We start from the raw sequence: 14574 nt of genomic DNA, 5'->3' as shown, positions 1-14574 counted from the left end.
AATAAATGTTTGTGTATATTAACTTCACCTGTACCTTTAAAAGTGCCTACATGGGTAGCTATCTTAAAAACCAAGATACCCTGAATCTATGGCGTGATCACTTCCACTTAGCTATAAATAAAGAATTGAAAACTCCCTAACTAGAGCGCAGGCAGTGGTTTATGTCTAAAAAAGATTTTGTTATGTTTTTTTTATCATATTCTGTCTTCCACCTATGCTTTACTTTTAAGACGCCGCATATTCTTACGGGAACAAATTTCGCCTTAGCTATATACTAAGACGGTGTCCGCGCTTTTCTTAAAGAAAGATTCAAAACTCGTCGCTTAAAGTAACTCCTTGCATATACCTCTGGCATTGCCTGGTAAATTATAGACGGCAATAAGAGGGTATGATATCTTCGTAGTAGAATGGATGGAGTAGGAAATGACAATCAAGTGTAAATATTGCGGCTCCAGCGAGCAGGTGAAGAATGGTGTGGTATAGGGACAGCAAGAGGTAATAGGTGCAAGAATTGCAAAAAGAATACCGACCTCAGATTCTTTACAAGCTGGCACTATTATAGAATAGAGTGGAAATTCATCATAAGTAACCCCAGTTTGAGGTAAGTTAAAGAAATTATCTGATATGGTCTTAAAGAAGCTGTGTAACCATTAAGTTTCTCTCAATTTCACGATAAATAAGAAAAGTGGTTCCCCTAGTAGAAATATTTTGTTTGATTGATGATTTTTGCAAGCGACAACTCACGTACCAAAGATCCTTAAGAAACTCGCAGAGACAAAGGGAACGAGAGTCTGGGATGATGCTTTCCGAAGTTATAACGATCCTCGTTTTGTTTCATTTGAGGGCATTACCAGATTCAAAGATTTTTACCTAAACTGTGTTCAAATCTCTCTCAGAGAGGAATTGCCGAAGCTTATCAGCTACAATCGCTTTGTTGAGCTGATGCGAGACGCGGTCATCCCGTTGGTCATTCTGCTGAATTGCTACAAAGGGAAACAAACAGATACGTTGACTCAACAAAGCTGGAAGGTTTGTCATAACTTACGTACTAGCCGTAATAAGGTCTTTAAAGGCATCGCTCGCCAAACAATTTCTTGGCAGACCTCTTCTCAGGGCTCTTGGCTTATGTCTTCAACCCGGTATATCTCATGGAAAAATAGGCTCACGGGCCTACTCCTTACGTCGAACTGAGGTTTTTTTTAGGGAATGAATTAACATTTTTTATCTCCTGGTTTAATAGGGGGGGGACTCAAGGTTAAACGCCTTGATTTTAAATTCTGCTTAAATAGAGCACAGCAAGAAAAATGCCGTAAGTATCCTAATACAGCTTTATCTTTAAGAATTTGGAATATTTAAGTTTTATAGGGATTAACCAAGTTTTAAGAGACGTCACTATCCATCCCCAAGGCCTTTTTATAGATTTCAAAGAGCGTCTCTTGCTCATATATATCTTCTTTTTTCATCTTTCTAATTTTTATATAACTTGCCTCATGATTTTAGGTTCAAGGCCGTCAGATTTTACCTCTCCGTAGATATCTTTTATTTGGGTTATAATATCATTCTTTTCTTGTTCTAGTCTTTCTATTCTTTCAATGTGTTGTTTTAATATCTCGCTAGAAACTCCATCAATTACAACCTGTGCCATTTGTTAACCTCTTTTTATTATTTATTAATTAAGATTATAAAATCTACTATTTCTATATTTACGCAAGCAGAATCTGAAAATAACCCCTAACGTTGCTGCGCATGGTACTGATATAACAACTCCAAAGAAGCCCGCTAAATTCCAGCCTACGATGAGGCTGAACATTATCCACACTGGGTGTAAACCAACGTTGGTTCCAACAAATTTAGGAGTCAAAAACATACCTTCTAATAACTGTCCAAGTAATAATAAGATAATCAATCCCACCAAATGATAATCAAATCCAAATTGGCTTATAGCAATTAATAAACATAAAATAGTTGCGGTTAATGAGCCAAGGTATGGAATAAAAATCAACGTGCCGAAAAGCACCCCAAGGCCTAGCCAATAATTTAGATTGATCAAGAAAAAAGCAAAAGAATAATAGATAGCTAAAATTGAGCAGACAGCAATCTGGCCTCTAAAAAACCCAATCAATACGTTTTGCATATTTCCTAATAATTCTTTGGTTTCTTTTTGGTATTTTATCGGAATAACGGAATAAACAATTTGTTTGATGGCCCTACTATCTTTTAAAAGATAAAAAGTTACAAAAGGAGTGATAATGATAAAAGACAGGGTATCAGCGGCTATGGATCCAGAACGTACTATACCCTTTAAAATAACTTTAATGGTATCAGTTAATTGGCTAGCGATATTATTTAGCTGGCTCTGAAATGGTTCTTTTATTTGCGGAGAAAGGGCATTGAGCTTGGTTAGAAAAGACAAAAATTTAGCGTTCAAAGAAGGTTGATTAGAGGTTAGCTGAGAAATTAGATGAGAGATTTGATAATATATCAAAGGGCCGAGTATTGATAAGATCAAAATTATAAATGCTATGCAAAGTGTAATAGTAAGAAAACTAGCAAAACCATCTTTTACTTTAAATGTTTTAGTCATCCACTCCATAAATGGAGAAAGGGCATAGGCAAAGCATACAGCGGCCAAAAAAGGAGCAATTGTACTGTAGGAGAAATATAGAGCTAAACAAATTAGGCCAATAAATGCTGAAATTATAAGTGTGACCATAAGTTCTACCTTTAAATTATCTTTTCCCCGTTAACACTTTTAATTTTAACCCCGTTATCTAATTGCCAAATTGCATGTGAGCCATTTTTTTAAAAATTTCTTCTTTCAATGTATTATAGCAGCTATCATTACATTTTAGGTTGCTATTATCCATTATGTTTATAAATAGATCTACATCATTTTGACAGACTTTGTGTAAAAAATTAATACTGGCAAGCGTTTTTATTGCATATACCTTCCTCATTTAATTTTAGTATGTTTTCTGCGCCCACTGCTTCTTTCCAAACTGTTTGTAGATATCTTTCGTCAGCTCTTGAAGAAACCATTAAGTCGCCCTTCTCATAAAGTGCAAACAATTTGCCCGAATTAGAGAGAAGAATTTTAGGGGGTTCTTCTTGAGTGAGATGTACTACACCTAACGTGATTAAAAGTCCTCCTATATAACGTACTTTTGTTTGACTGATGCAACTAATCCTGTTACCGTTCCGGCCAGTATATGGGGAGGAAAAATGGCATATACATGGTAGCGTTTGGCGTATTGGAGATGAGGTGAGATGTATAAATCAGCCAATCTGTTCCATAGTTCATTAGCTTTAAGGCGATATTTTCCAAGCCAAGGGGCATTGAGATTAGGGCGATAAGTCCAAGTGGCAGAATAGGTAAGTTATTTAAAGGAACGGAAATGAGGTTGGTAGGAGTGCTATACACTGAGAACTGTTTGAAGTGATATGCGATGAAATATTGCGGTTGCAGCTCTAAGAGCGGTAAGGGTTGCGTAAGTTACACTAAAATGAGGTGCATTAAACACTTATAGGGCACATCTTTATGCCTTGTATTAGCTATTGGTAGATATAATGTGAGCTTATTAAAAACCAGCAATTAACCCTAAACAAGCTGCAATGGGCATTTGTAGGCTTGAACTTGGAGTGTTTCTCAGTTTAATTATAAGTAAACAAATTAAAGCTGTACCTAATGATTTCATAGGATCAGTTTCTTTGTCTAAAATAATTCCGAGTAGAACAAATTGTGGACATGATGAAAGCTCTTTCTGCTGATATTGGAGAGCCAGAGAGCAGTAAGTAAAAATAGTTTATAAAATAAATTGCAATGGAAGCAGCAAATTTTCTGATGTTAAACCGGTTATAATTTCGGGCTATTTTTCTTCTTAAGGATTCAATATTGGAAGTTGGAGGCTTATTATACTCTATAACAATAGGTTTTGACATAGCATAACCAATAGCTGTAATTTTTTTGAGGTGCGGAGAAAGGCGTTACATATCGAATGCTCCGGGAAAAGCGGGGAGAGGAGGGGCATCAGTGTACAATAATACTAATTCTTGCACCAACAAAACCCCTCTAAATCTTTGTCGTTGCTCCGGGGTTGTTATTCTAACTCTATTTAATTTGTCTGTTGCATCTGTGTTTTGATATTATTTAAATAAAGCCTTCTTGCCCCTTTCTTATCTTCTATTCTTTCTATATTGGTTTCGATTAATATATTATGTAATTTTTCTTCTATAGCTCTGTTATCAAGTTGAGGTTCTCTATACCAACTTGCGACTTTGCCCCATAATAAAAAATAAAAGCATCAACGAGATAATATTTAAAAATGCTATAATAAGTTCGGCTAACCCAAATTGTTATTAAGCAGACTAAGGATATTAAAAATAGGATATAGGGACCAATTTTATATAATTCAAAAAATGATAAAGTGCCTAAAGAGATGGCGATTGCGAACCATGGGGTTTTCTTTTTCAAGTATCGATATTAAATTGCTTCACAATTAAGCTTTCTACCTTCATACATGGTTGTTAATTTAGCTGATTTTCAATTAAAGGCCAAATAAATTTGCGATGTTTTTTTGCTGCTTCCTGAAATAGATACCAATTAAATGTTTTGTAATATCTTTGCTCGCGTCATTTATATGTCAGTCCAGTCTTTTTCGAAGCCTCATTAAGCTATTCATTTTTAGAATATTTAGCATATCTATATCTAATTCATCGTGTAAAACAGAGAGATGAATATAGCTTCTCATTCTTACAGGGTAAGCAATAAGGAAATTCCAGAGTAGATATTTCGTGGACTGGCCAAAGGCCCATTTTAATTGTTTTTTAGTTTCTTTAATTAATTTCTTTTTAGCAGGCTCCATTTTCTTGGAAATATACTAGATATTCCTCTAATAAACTTAAGGCCGCTATTAGAAACCTTTTATTGTTATCAATGCGTTTCATTTATAAGTCTATTATCTCTCCAAATATGCTCCAACGTAATCAGGGTCTGCAGCCATATCGGCGTGCCCTATGTCTATAATCATTGATCTAAAAAATCCTGGCATGGGGCCCGTTATAGCAATCATAAGTTCCAGTAAAATTTTGATGTGACCAAGAGTCAACAAATGCATGTGATGCAATTTCTATCCAATATGGGCTGCCACTTCTCAAAGCATTACGTAGCGCAAAATTTACATTGTTGTTATCAGGGTGAGTATCCAAAATATGTAGACATTTATCTTTCCTTTTACTTTTTTTGTTAAGGTTGTTACTTGGGATGAAGTGATAAACTGGGTATATGTTATTTAGCTCCGCAGTAGATTTTAGAGTATTATAAGTTTGCGTTAAGGTGTTTCTTGTAATTTACTATGTTTTGTGAGCATCACGAACTTCGATTTCATTATAATTAACCCCAGTTCAAGGTAAGCTTTAAAATTAGATAAATTACAGGTAATATCTTTAAATGCAGGAGTTAATTTCGGTTGTCAAAGAAATAATTAAGTATTTTAGTCAAGATATGTGCACCAACTATGAGCCCTACTATGGAATTGATGAGCGATCTAAGAGTGATAATACTTTGGCTCTTAATTTGCTAAACATATGATTAATCACAACCATACCTATGTTACCCCCCCCACACAGGCGAGGAGTGCGCAAAGATAATGACAAAGTTATAACTGGGGCTCTCACAACGCTTCCTCCACAGCCCTTCTTCGATTTTGGTGTTGCAGATAAGCTTAATGCTAGGTTTGATTTTACTCTTTGTGAGGAAGTATATGCACACGAATCTGCTCCCATCACTTACCACTTATAAAATTTTATCCTTAATCTATTACAAGGGTTGAAAGTAGCGCTGGAATGCTATTCCGATGGTCTTTAGAAGCGGTAACTCTTATATTATCCAATAAAGCTCTGGCTTTATCTTTTTTATTGTCTTGTATGAGAAGAGAAGCCTCAAGTAGCTGCCTGCTATAGTTAAAGATTGGCACCCTATGACGCTCTTGCAACATCTTTAAACCTTCTTCATCCGTAATTTTTTCTGCCCTTAAATATGATGAAATTCTCATTGACCCTGCGAAAGCTTTTAAGGATTGATCTACATCTTTATTTTCTTCAACAGTTCCATATATATGAGCCGCTTTGTTAAAGTTACCCATAGCGTCATGTATATTAGCAAGATTTAACGCTGCAACTGTTGCATATATAGTGTTCCCTTCCGAAAGTTTTTCCAATCTGCCTACTCCTTCTTGTAGCATCTGTTGGCTGGTTGCTTTATTTAAAAAATGATGAGCTTTAATATATTCAGCAGCTTCTGCATGCAATGTATTTTCTTTATGAGACTTCCACCAATTGAACAAAAGTCCGCATATTAAAAGCAAAACTATTAATAAAATAAGGAATCTACCATACCTCCTCATCGCTGTATGGATTTTCTCCTGTTTTAAGTCTTCTATAACTGAATCTAATATATCTGTCATAATTGCAGTAAATAAAAAAAAATTTCTTACAAATGCCTGTAAAAAAAGCTATTGTTAACTTGAAATTTAGGTTAAAACTAGCCTGTAAATTTTTTACCTTGATAATGACTTTAATGTTTTTACTACAATAAGTAAATACTGAAGGCGCCTTTTTACTGTTTTAAAATGTACGAGTTATTTTTACGCATTACCGAATTTGTAGAATCCTTAGGATATATTGGAATCTTTATTATGACCTTTGTAGAGGGTACCTTTATTCCAATACCAAGTGAGATCACCTTAATCCCAGCAGGATATCTTGCTGCAAAAGGGCATTTTCATTTAGGATATATACTTTTTTGGAGCGTACTAGGAACACTTAGCGGTGCCCTCTTCAGTTATTATATCGCATTACACTTTGGTCGCATATTATTATTAAAATATGGAAAATATTTCCTTATTAACGAGCAAAAATTGAAAAAAATAGAAGCATTTTTCACTAAACACGGACCAATATCTGCTTTTAGCGGCAGGATGTTGCCTGGAATTAAGCATTTTATTTCTTTTCCAGCTGGTCTCGGTAGAATGGATGTAAAAAAATTCACCCTATATAGTGCGTTTGGTGCGACATTTTGGGTTTCTATTATAGTGACCGTCGGTTATTTGATTGGTGATAACGAGCACTTAATAAGCCGTTATATAAAACAAATTAATATTGGCTTAATTACTTTTACCGTATTATTAGTAGTGTTTTATATTTGGAAGTTGCGTTATAGCAAAAATCAGGATACTGAGTAGCTAAAGCTTATGCGGTGAACCCATGCCAGAATTGCCTGAAGTTGAGACAATTGTCCGCAGCCTTAGAAATGAAATAATCAAAGAAAGAATTTCTGCTGTTTATTGCAGTGATAAGAAAATGCGTGTAATCGCAGCAGAAGAGTTTAAACAGCGGGCCAAGGATAAAGTTATAGAGAAAATAGAACGGCGCGCAAAATACATATTAATTTTTCTGACTGGTAACGAAGTTTTAGTATTCCACCTTGGAATGTCAGGGCGTCTTCTTTTAACCACAAAAATGAGCCAAGAAAAGCATAATCATTGCATAATAGAGTTAGCTTCTAGACAATTTTTGACCTTTTATGATCCAAGGAGATTTGGGTTTTATACTATCCTCAAGCAGGATGATCTAGCACAAAACAAAATCTTTTCTAATCTTGGCGTTGAGCCCCTCTCCAACGAATTTACGAATCATTATTTGCAACAATGTATAAAAACTAAAAAATTGATTAAGCAAACAATAATGGATAGCAAATTAATTGTTGGCGTAGGCAATATTTACGCAAACGAAGCGCTGTACATGGCTGATATCTTACCCTTTAGGCCCTCACATACTTTAACAGTTGCGGAATGCGAAAAGCTAATTGCAAGTATAGTAGCAGTTTTAAACAAGGCTATCGAATTAGGAGGCTCAACCTTAAGAGATTATAGATCAAGCGACGGCCGAATAGGAAGATTTCAGCATAAATTTTTAGTTTACAACCGGAAACACTGTCCTAATTGTAGTAATCTTATAAAAAATACTAGAATAGGCGGTAGATCGTCTTATTATTGTGGTAAATGTCAGAATTGAGCTTACTTAGGTGAAACTTACATAGAAAAATTTTCCATCTAAGTGTACTATAAAAAAATTGTATTTCTCAAGTATATATAATATATCTTCGCCTTGTAAAGATTTTAACTATTTATTGAGCTGTGTCCGTTATAAAAAATGCTTGGAATTTAGGTAAAGGTATATTTTTCGATAAACCTCACCGAAAAAAAGCATTTCTGCTTCTAATACTTTCTATCATTTTTGAATTTGGCTTGGTTTGCTGCCGATATATATTGTCTTATTGGAATAATGACTTTTATACTGCATTACAAAATTTCGATAAAGAAGCTCTGTATGATGCGATTACAAAATTTTGTTTACTTGTTGGAATGTTTATTACGGTAGTCGCCCTGCAATATACCTTCCAAAGCAAGTTAATAATTTTATGGCGAAAATGGATGACCGAGCTTTACATCAATAAATGGCTTCTGCATAAGTCTTATTTTGGTATTAATTTATTCCATAATCAGAACGATAATCCTGATCAAAGAATAAGCGAGGATATCAACTCTTTTGTGAATTTAACTATTACATTATTTCTCGGGTTGTTGAGTAGTGTTATGACGCTTGCGAGTTTTCTTTTTATGTTATGGGCGCTTTCTGGAGATACTAAGTTTCAGCTTTTTGGTTTAGAAATTAATATTCATGGATATTTTGTATGGATTGCAGTTATCTACTCTATTGTTGGTACTTTAATTACCTATATTGTAGGTAAAAGATTAACGGTGCTAGATTATTTACAAGAAAAGAAAGAAGCAAATTTCCGTTTTGCACTTATGAGGCTTAGAGAAAGTGCAGAAAGCATAGCCTTATATGAGGGCAACAGATATGAAAAGAGTGTTTTCAGGAACGCTATAGAAGAAGTAGTGAAGAACTTTAACGCAATCATAGCAGTCACCAGAAATTTAAAATCTTGGAATAGCTTGTATATAAATATTAGTACTATTTTACCAATCGCTGCTGCACTACCGAAATTTTTTGCTAAAGAAGTGCACCTGGGTGGACTAATGCAAATTCATTCAGCGTTTATACAGGTTAAGTTAGCTCTTTCTTTTCTAATCTCTAGCTTCTCTGTTATTGCTTCTTACAAGGCAGTTATCAGTCGTCTTGTAGAATTTAACCAGCATGTCGAGATGTGGAATAATAAAATTATTAACTCCAACCTTAGGCTTAGTTACCAAGGTGATAGGGGTATCCACCTAAAAAATATTGAATTAAGGTTACCAAATAACAAAATATTACTAAATAATCTAACTATCTCCTTTGAAAGAGGCCAATCTTATCTTATTACCGGAAGAAACGGCTCAGGAAAAAGCACTTTAATTAAGCTAATCAAGGGAATATGGCCATTTGCTAATGGCAAAATAGAACTTCCTGAAGAGCCTAAATTATTTTTTATTCCTCAGAAAATATACATGCCTCTTGGAACACTAAAAGGTATTCTAGCTTATCCCTTTGAAGAAATCGATGAAGATTTAGTTAAAGATTTATTAAAACAATTTAATATTGCTTATTTAGAAAACAGACTTAATGATGAAGAGCCTTGGGCCACTAACTTAAGTGTTGGAGAACAGCAAAAAATCTCAATATTACGTGCAATAATCGCTGGCCCTAAAATTCTCATAATGGATGAGAGCACAAGTGCTCTCACTGAAAAAGATGAAGAACTAGCTTTTAATCTTATTAAAAAATTCTTGCCCAATACCACCATCGTATCAGTTGGCCATAGAAGCAGCTTAAGGAAGTATCATTCCTATGAGATTAACCTAGAGGGTTTATAAAGAGTTACAAATTTCTATAAGACTCCATGGCAATGTTTAAATTTTTTACCGGAGCCACAGGGACAAAGTTCGTTTCTTGAAACTTTACCCAAAGATTTAAGTTCCTTCTGTACCTCTTGTCTATTTAAGCGAATCTTTTCGTTTAATGAGCTGTTATCAATTTCATGGGTGATGTGCAGCTGTGAGCATCTAGATACAATTAACTCATCTAATTCAGCAAGCATACTCCCAAACATCCTAAACGCTTCAACTTTGTATTCATTAAGAGGGTCTTTTTGAGCATAAGCGCGCAATGATATCCCTCCTCTCAAGTTATCCAGAGAGTGTAGGTGCTCTCTCCAAAGCTGATCTAACGTATGTAAAAACACATTAGATAAAGCAATATTTAGTACCTCTTCACCATACTGCTCCTTTTTAGAGTGCAATATTTCCAAGGCTTTATCGTTTAAAAGTTCTTTAACCTCAGATTCTGCATAGCCATCCTGCGCCACTACACCTTTCACATCTATATGTATTCCATATATTCGTTGCAGTGCTTTCTCTAAGCTATCTATATCCCATTCTTCCTCATAAGCTTTTTTTTGAATATAGGCTTCAATTAAAGATTCATTAACGCTCTTAATGATTTCCTGTAAAGTCGGTAAAAGATTATTATCCTTCATTATTTCAATACGCTGAGCATAAATGACTTTTCTTTGTTCATCCACCACATCATCAAACTTTAAGAGATTTTTACGGATTTCATAGTTTCGCATTTCAACACGCTGTTGAGCTTTTTCTAGGGATCTAGTAATCCAAGGATGCACTATTGCTTCGCCTCTTTGTAAGCCCAAACGCGTTAACATAGCACTAATTTTTTCCGATCCAAATATTCTCAATAAATCATCGTCTAAAGAAAGAAAAAATTTGGTCCGTCCAACATCCCCTTGTCTACCAGCCCTTCCTCTCAGCTGGTTATCTATACGTCTTGATTCATGACGTTCAGTTCCAATAACCAACAATCCTCCAACTTCTAAAACTTTTTCCCTATCTTGGGCGACTATCTCGGTTTCCAGTTCTAAATCCCTTGGGGAAATCCCTTGCTCAACCGTGGCCGCTGCATTGCCACCAAGCATAATATCAGTACCCCGACCAGCCATATTAGTTGCGATTGTAATAGCTCCGATCTTCCCTGCTTGAGCAATAATTTTAGCTTCCTGCTCATGGTAGCGTGCATTCAATACATTATGCTTAATGTCATGTTTAGTGAGTAAGGAAGATAAAAGTTCCGATTTCTCTATGCTAACAGTCCCAACTAAAATTGGCTGCCCTCTTTTATGCACCTTTCTGATTTCACCTAATATAGCTTCATATTTTTCTTCAGCAGTTTTATAAATTTCATCTTCTTCATCAATACGAGCAACTTTAACATTAGTTGGAATTTCGACAACTTCTAATCCATAAATATCAGAAAATTCGTTAGCTTCAGTCATTGCAGTTCCAGTCATTCCAGCTAATTTTGGATACATTCTAAAATAATTTTGAAATGTTACCGAAGCTAATGTTTGATTTTCATTTTGAATTTTAACTTTTTCCTTTGCCTCAATTGCTTGGTGTAAGCCTTCCGCATACCTTCTGCCATCCATGATACGGCCAGTAAATTCATCTATAATCATGATCTTGCCGTCTTTAACTATATAATCTACATCCTTTTTAAATAGATTATGCGCCTTTAATGCTTGATTTAAATGATGAACAACTGTCATATTCTCCAGATCATAGAGGCTGCATTGATCTTTAATAATTCCAAGTTTTTTTAAAATTAGTTCAATATTATGATGTCCCGGCTCAGTTAAGTTAACTGTTTTTGATTTTTCATCTATATCTATATCAGTACGATCAAGCTGCTGGATAGCTTTATCAATTTGTTGATAAAGCTTTGATTGATCTGTAATAGATCCAGAAATAATTAAAGGCGTCCTAGCCTCGTCAATCAATATACTATCAACCTCATCAACAATAGCATAATTAGGAGGACGTTGTACTAATTGACCTATACTATATTTAAGGTTATCACGTAAATAATCAAAACCAAATTCATTATTGGTACCATAAGTTATATCAGCTAAATAAGCACTTTTTCTCTCTTCATCACTTGAACCACTCGTTATACAGCCAACGGATAACCCAAGAAATTCATATACTTTTCCCATCCATAGCGAATCGCGGCGAGCTAAATAATCATTTACCGTAACAATATGCACTCCAAGCCCAGTTAATGCGTTTAAGTATACGGGAGCAGTTGCAACTAGCGTCTTGCCTTCTCCGGTTTTCATTTCTGCTATCTTTCCGTGATGCAGTATAATCCCTCCTATTAGCTGCACATCAAAATGTCTCATATTTAAAACACGCTTCGCAGTCTCTCTAACAGTTGCAAAAGCCTCGGGTAATATATGTTCCATGCTATCACCACCTTTAAGCCTCTCTTTCAATATAAAAGTTTGATTAGCAAGTTCTGCATCTGCTAGCTTGCTCATCAAATTTTCTAAGCTACTAATTTGCTCGATTATATCGTAAGTTGCTCTTATAATCCTTTCATTAGCCGAGCCAAAAATTTTTTTAGCTAAATACTTAAACATATAGAATCCAAAGTTAAACGCATAATCCTTTTATATATCTAATTACAAAAAAGCAAGGACAGATAAATTTTCATTAAAATTCAATATGTATTAGTCGAAATGTATAGCGGATTGAGAAATCTTCCTTTCGCAAAATAATCACGTTAGAGTCCTATGCTTGTAGAACTAACATGCCTCGGTTTCCTAGCACCAACAAAACAGCTTAGTTTAGCCCATTGCAGGCATCTAGAACTCAACCATAAGCGTATTGAGGTAATACTATCTTAGCTATACCATGCAATATTGGTATCTTAGTTACGAATTGCTATTTAAAAGCTATCACTCTTAATATACTTCAATTCTGACGCTGTTTCTTGGTATTAAGCCTGTCACTTCAAGCCATGTTTCAAGATTATTGTTTAACAAGTCTTGTTCTGAAGAGGTCCATTACCACCAATGCTTATTAACCTGTCCAACTTATACCACGGTCCACCGCTTGTTCTACTATCTCCTCCGGTGTCTTGTCTACTCGTCCCCTCTCCTGCCGTCTCGGCCGCTACCTTGTTGGCCACCCTTTCTTGTCTTTACCCCACCAACTCTCCTTCCGCCATCTCGTCCAGTATCTTGGCCGCCAGCTAGCTGCCTTAATTCATCAATAATTTTAGTTGACCATCCCACCTTGGGCAAATGACTCCGATTTATCTGATTTAGTAAAATGACTTTGTAGACTTCCTACAAGTCTTTCAATTTTATAAACTATTCCACCAAAAAACTGTCCATAGTCCTCAGTTAACTCAGCTTTACGGCTTAAACCGGTCTTAGCAAGAAAAAGTATTTAAAACGCCTCCCCTACCTCGTCTCTTATCTCTTGGAACTCTTTCTGTAATTGGTCTGGAATCTCAATTTTATCGTTGTGGGTGTTTGATCAAGCCACTCAGACACTTCATTTAGTTTATCGTTGATTCCATCACGCGTTTCATCAACCCAATTTTTGATATCATCTTTATCTAAAACTTTATTCATTTGAATTACCTTATTTTATAGTTAATACCCAATAAATCCTAGGCTAGAAATATTTACACTTAAGATTTATCCATAGTGTAAATCGAATTAAAGATTTATGCAGGCTGCAATTTAATAGAGTAAACACATAAAAAATTAATCAGCTGTTGCCATATGCAGGTGCGTTAAATTCTAATAACAAATCCTAGTAATAAAGAATAAATTCTATATAATGTGCTATGAAACAAGATTTTTAACTACAGCTCCCATGTTTATACAGATACAAGAAACTCCAAATCCAAATACCTTAAAGTTTCTGCCAGAATCAGCGGTTTTAAGGCCCAACTTTACAGCAAGTTTTTTTAATATTGAAGAATGCACCAACGCACCTTTAGCAAAATATTTATTGCAAATTAAAGGAACAAAATCGGTTTTTCTAGCAAGTGAATTTATAAGTGTTACCAAAGAAAATGAGCTTTCATGGGATTCGTTAAAAACCCTCATTATGGCTGCAATTATGGATCATTATATGGCTGGCTATCCTGTGGTCTTAGAGTCTTTTTATACTCCACAAGAAAACACTAAACATGAAGTCAGCGACGCAATAGTTAATCAGATCAGAGAGATTATCGATAACAAAGTCAGACCAGCAGTTGCTGAAGACGGTGGAGATATAATGTTTCATAAGTTCGAAAATGGTATCATCTATCTTGAAATGTATGGAGCATGCTCTGGCTGCCCCAGCTCCGCAGTCACGTTGAAATCTGGTATAGAAAAAATGCTAAAACACTATGTCCCCGAAGTTCTTGGGGTTGAATCTATTTAATTTACTAGTATCTTTTGCAACTTATTAAATATAGTAGCTGTATAAAAAGCCCTAAGTATAGCAAATATTCTTAAGGCTTTTTTATTCACTGCGCTGAGCGCAAAGCCCTTCTGCACTGCCCCCTGACGGTATACCACAACCAAGTCCTTCGCACCAGATATAATTCCCATACCAACAGCAAGAGCAATTGCCACACCCCACGTTACCTTACCCAGCAGCAACATATGATACCCCAAAGAGATATCACAATAATAATTGTAATTGCTCCGCCCACAGG

17 protein-coding genes and 1 pseudogene are annotated in these 14574 nt (G+C 35.3%); 6 read left to right on the top strand and 12 right to left on the bottom strand.

Annotated features, from left to right (window positions below; translation table 11 throughout):
• The first annotated feature begins 726 nt into the window (after positions 1-726).
• On the top strand, positions 727-1191 hold the full coding sequence (locus MIDI_RS09215; protein WP_052567659.1) for a hypothetical protein: 465 nt from the start codon (positions 727-729) through the stop codon (positions 1189-1191).
• Positions 1192-1379: 188 nt separating this feature from the next.
• Here MIDI_RS09215 and MIDI_RS10120 read toward each other — a convergent pair whose 3' ends face one another.
• The 8 genes and pseudogenes from MIDI_RS10120 to MIDI_RS10105 all read right to left on the bottom strand — a co-directional run.
• Positions 1380-1463, bottom strand: coding sequence for a hypothetical protein (locus MIDI_RS10120; RefSeq protein ID WP_202795483.1), 84 nt, complete (start codon positions 1461-1463; stop codon positions 1380-1382).
• Between the two features lie 11 nt (positions 1464-1474).
• Positions 1475-1645 (bottom strand): DUF2312 domain-containing protein, encoded by a 171-nt coding sequence (locus MIDI_RS09015; RefSeq protein WP_013950797.1) that lies wholly within the window; start codon positions 1643-1645, stop codon positions 1475-1477.
• A 24-nt stretch (positions 1646-1669) separates the two neighbouring features.
• Positions 1670-2713: an AI-2E family transporter gene (locus tag MIDI_RS01305; protein ID WP_013950796.1), complete on the bottom strand. Its 1044-nt coding sequence runs from the start codon at positions 2711-2713 to the stop codon at positions 1670-1672.
• Positions 2714-2916: 203 nt separating this feature from the next.
• Entirely contained in the window at positions 2917-3069 is a 153-nt protein-coding gene (locus MIDI_RS08385; RefSeq protein ID WP_160162186.1) for a hypothetical protein, read from the bottom strand.
• A 121-nt stretch (positions 3070-3190) separates the two neighbouring features.
• Positions 3191-3448 (bottom strand): ComEC/Rec2 family competence protein, encoded by a 258-nt coding sequence (locus MIDI_RS10115; protein WP_410517909.1) that lies wholly within the window; start codon positions 3446-3448, stop codon positions 3191-3193.
• Between the two features lie 251 nt (positions 3449-3699).
• On the bottom strand, positions 3700-3939 hold the full coding sequence (locus tag MIDI_RS10110; protein ID WP_013950794.1) for a hypothetical protein: 240 nt from the start codon (positions 3937-3939) through the stop codon (positions 3700-3702).
• A gap of 1016 nt (positions 3940-4955) precedes the next feature.
• Positions 4956-5114 carry a hypothetical protein gene (locus MIDI_RS08380; protein ID WP_160162184.1) on the bottom strand — a complete coding sequence of 53 codons (159 nt, stop codon included), beginning with the start codon at positions 5112-5114 and terminating at the stop codon, positions 4956-4958.
• A 1-nt stretch (position 5115) separates the two neighbouring features.
• A pseudogene (locus tag MIDI_RS10105) lies at positions 5116-5283 on the bottom strand (hypothetical protein); the annotation flags it as partial.
• A gap of 349 nt (positions 5284-5632) precedes the next feature.
• On the opposite strand from MIDI_RS10105, the gene MIDI_RS08375 reads away from it, so the two are divergent.
• On the top strand, positions 5633-5797 hold the full coding sequence (locus MIDI_RS08375) for a hypothetical protein (protein ID WP_160162183.1): 165 nt from the start codon (positions 5633-5635) through the stop codon (positions 5795-5797).
• A gap of 10 nt (positions 5798-5807) precedes the next feature.
• Here MIDI_RS08375 and MIDI_RS01275 read toward each other — a convergent pair whose 3' ends face one another.
• Entirely contained in the window at positions 5808-6461 is a 654-nt protein-coding gene (locus tag MIDI_RS01275) for a tetratricopeptide repeat protein (protein WP_013950791.1), read from the bottom strand.
• A gap of 231 nt (positions 6462-6692) precedes the next feature.
• Between MIDI_RS01275 and MIDI_RS01270 the strand changes: the two genes are divergently transcribed.
• From MIDI_RS01270 to MIDI_RS01260, 3 genes are all read left to right on the top strand, one after another.
• Positions 6693-7238: a DedA family protein gene (locus MIDI_RS01270; RefSeq protein ID WP_202795473.1), complete on the top strand. Its 546-nt coding sequence runs from the start codon at positions 6693-6695 to the stop codon at positions 7236-7238.
• A 22-nt stretch (positions 7239-7260) separates the two neighbouring features.
• The gene (gene mutM / locus MIDI_RS01265) at positions 7261-8070 is read left to right on the top strand and encodes a bifunctional DNA-formamidopyrimidine glycosylase/DNA-(apurinic or apyrimidinic site) lyase (protein ID WP_013950789.1); all 810 of its coding nucleotides are present in this window, start codon (positions 7261-7263) and stop codon (positions 8068-8070) included.
• Between the two features lie 122 nt (positions 8071-8192).
• Positions 8193-9872, top strand: coding sequence for an ABC transporter ATP-binding protein/permease (locus MIDI_RS01260; protein WP_041185341.1), 1680 nt, complete (start codon positions 8193-8195; stop codon positions 9870-9872).
• Positions 9873-9886: 14 nt separating this feature from the next.
• On the opposite strand, the gene secA is transcribed toward MIDI_RS01260, so the two are convergent.
• The gene (gene secA, locus MIDI_RS01255; protein ID WP_013950787.1) at positions 9887-12490 is read right to left on the bottom strand and encodes a preprotein translocase subunit SecA; all 2604 of its coding nucleotides are present in this window, start codon (positions 12488-12490) and stop codon (positions 9887-9889) included.
• A 504-nt stretch (positions 12491-12994) separates the two neighbouring features.
• Positions 12995-13147: a hypothetical protein gene (locus MIDI_RS08370; RefSeq protein ID WP_160162182.1), complete on the bottom strand. Its 153-nt coding sequence runs from the start codon at positions 13145-13147 to the stop codon at positions 12995-12997.
• Between the two features lie 556 nt (positions 13148-13703).
• Between MIDI_RS08370 and MIDI_RS01250 the strand changes: the two genes are divergently transcribed.
• On the top strand, positions 13704-14297 hold the full coding sequence (locus tag MIDI_RS01250) for a NifU family protein (RefSeq protein WP_013950785.1): 594 nt from the start codon (positions 13704-13706) through the stop codon (positions 14295-14297).
• On the opposite strand, the gene MIDI_RS01245 is transcribed toward MIDI_RS01250, so the two are convergent.
• Positions 14294-14521, bottom strand: a complete 228-nt coding sequence (locus MIDI_RS01245) for a hypothetical protein (RefSeq protein WP_013950784.1) — start codon at positions 14519-14521, stop codon at positions 14294-14296. The genes MIDI_RS01250 and MIDI_RS01245 overlap by 4 nt on opposite strands.
• Between the last annotated feature and the right edge of the window lie 53 nt (positions 14522-14574).

It is taken from the genome of Candidatus Midichloria mitochondrii IricVA (assembly GCF_000219355.1).
Lineage (GTDB): Bacteria > Pseudomonadota > Alphaproteobacteria > Rickettsiales > Midichloriaceae > Midichloria > Midichloria mitochondrii.
Note: the sequence above shows the minus strand (reverse complement) of the source record. Positions and strands in the feature narration are given on the sequence as shown.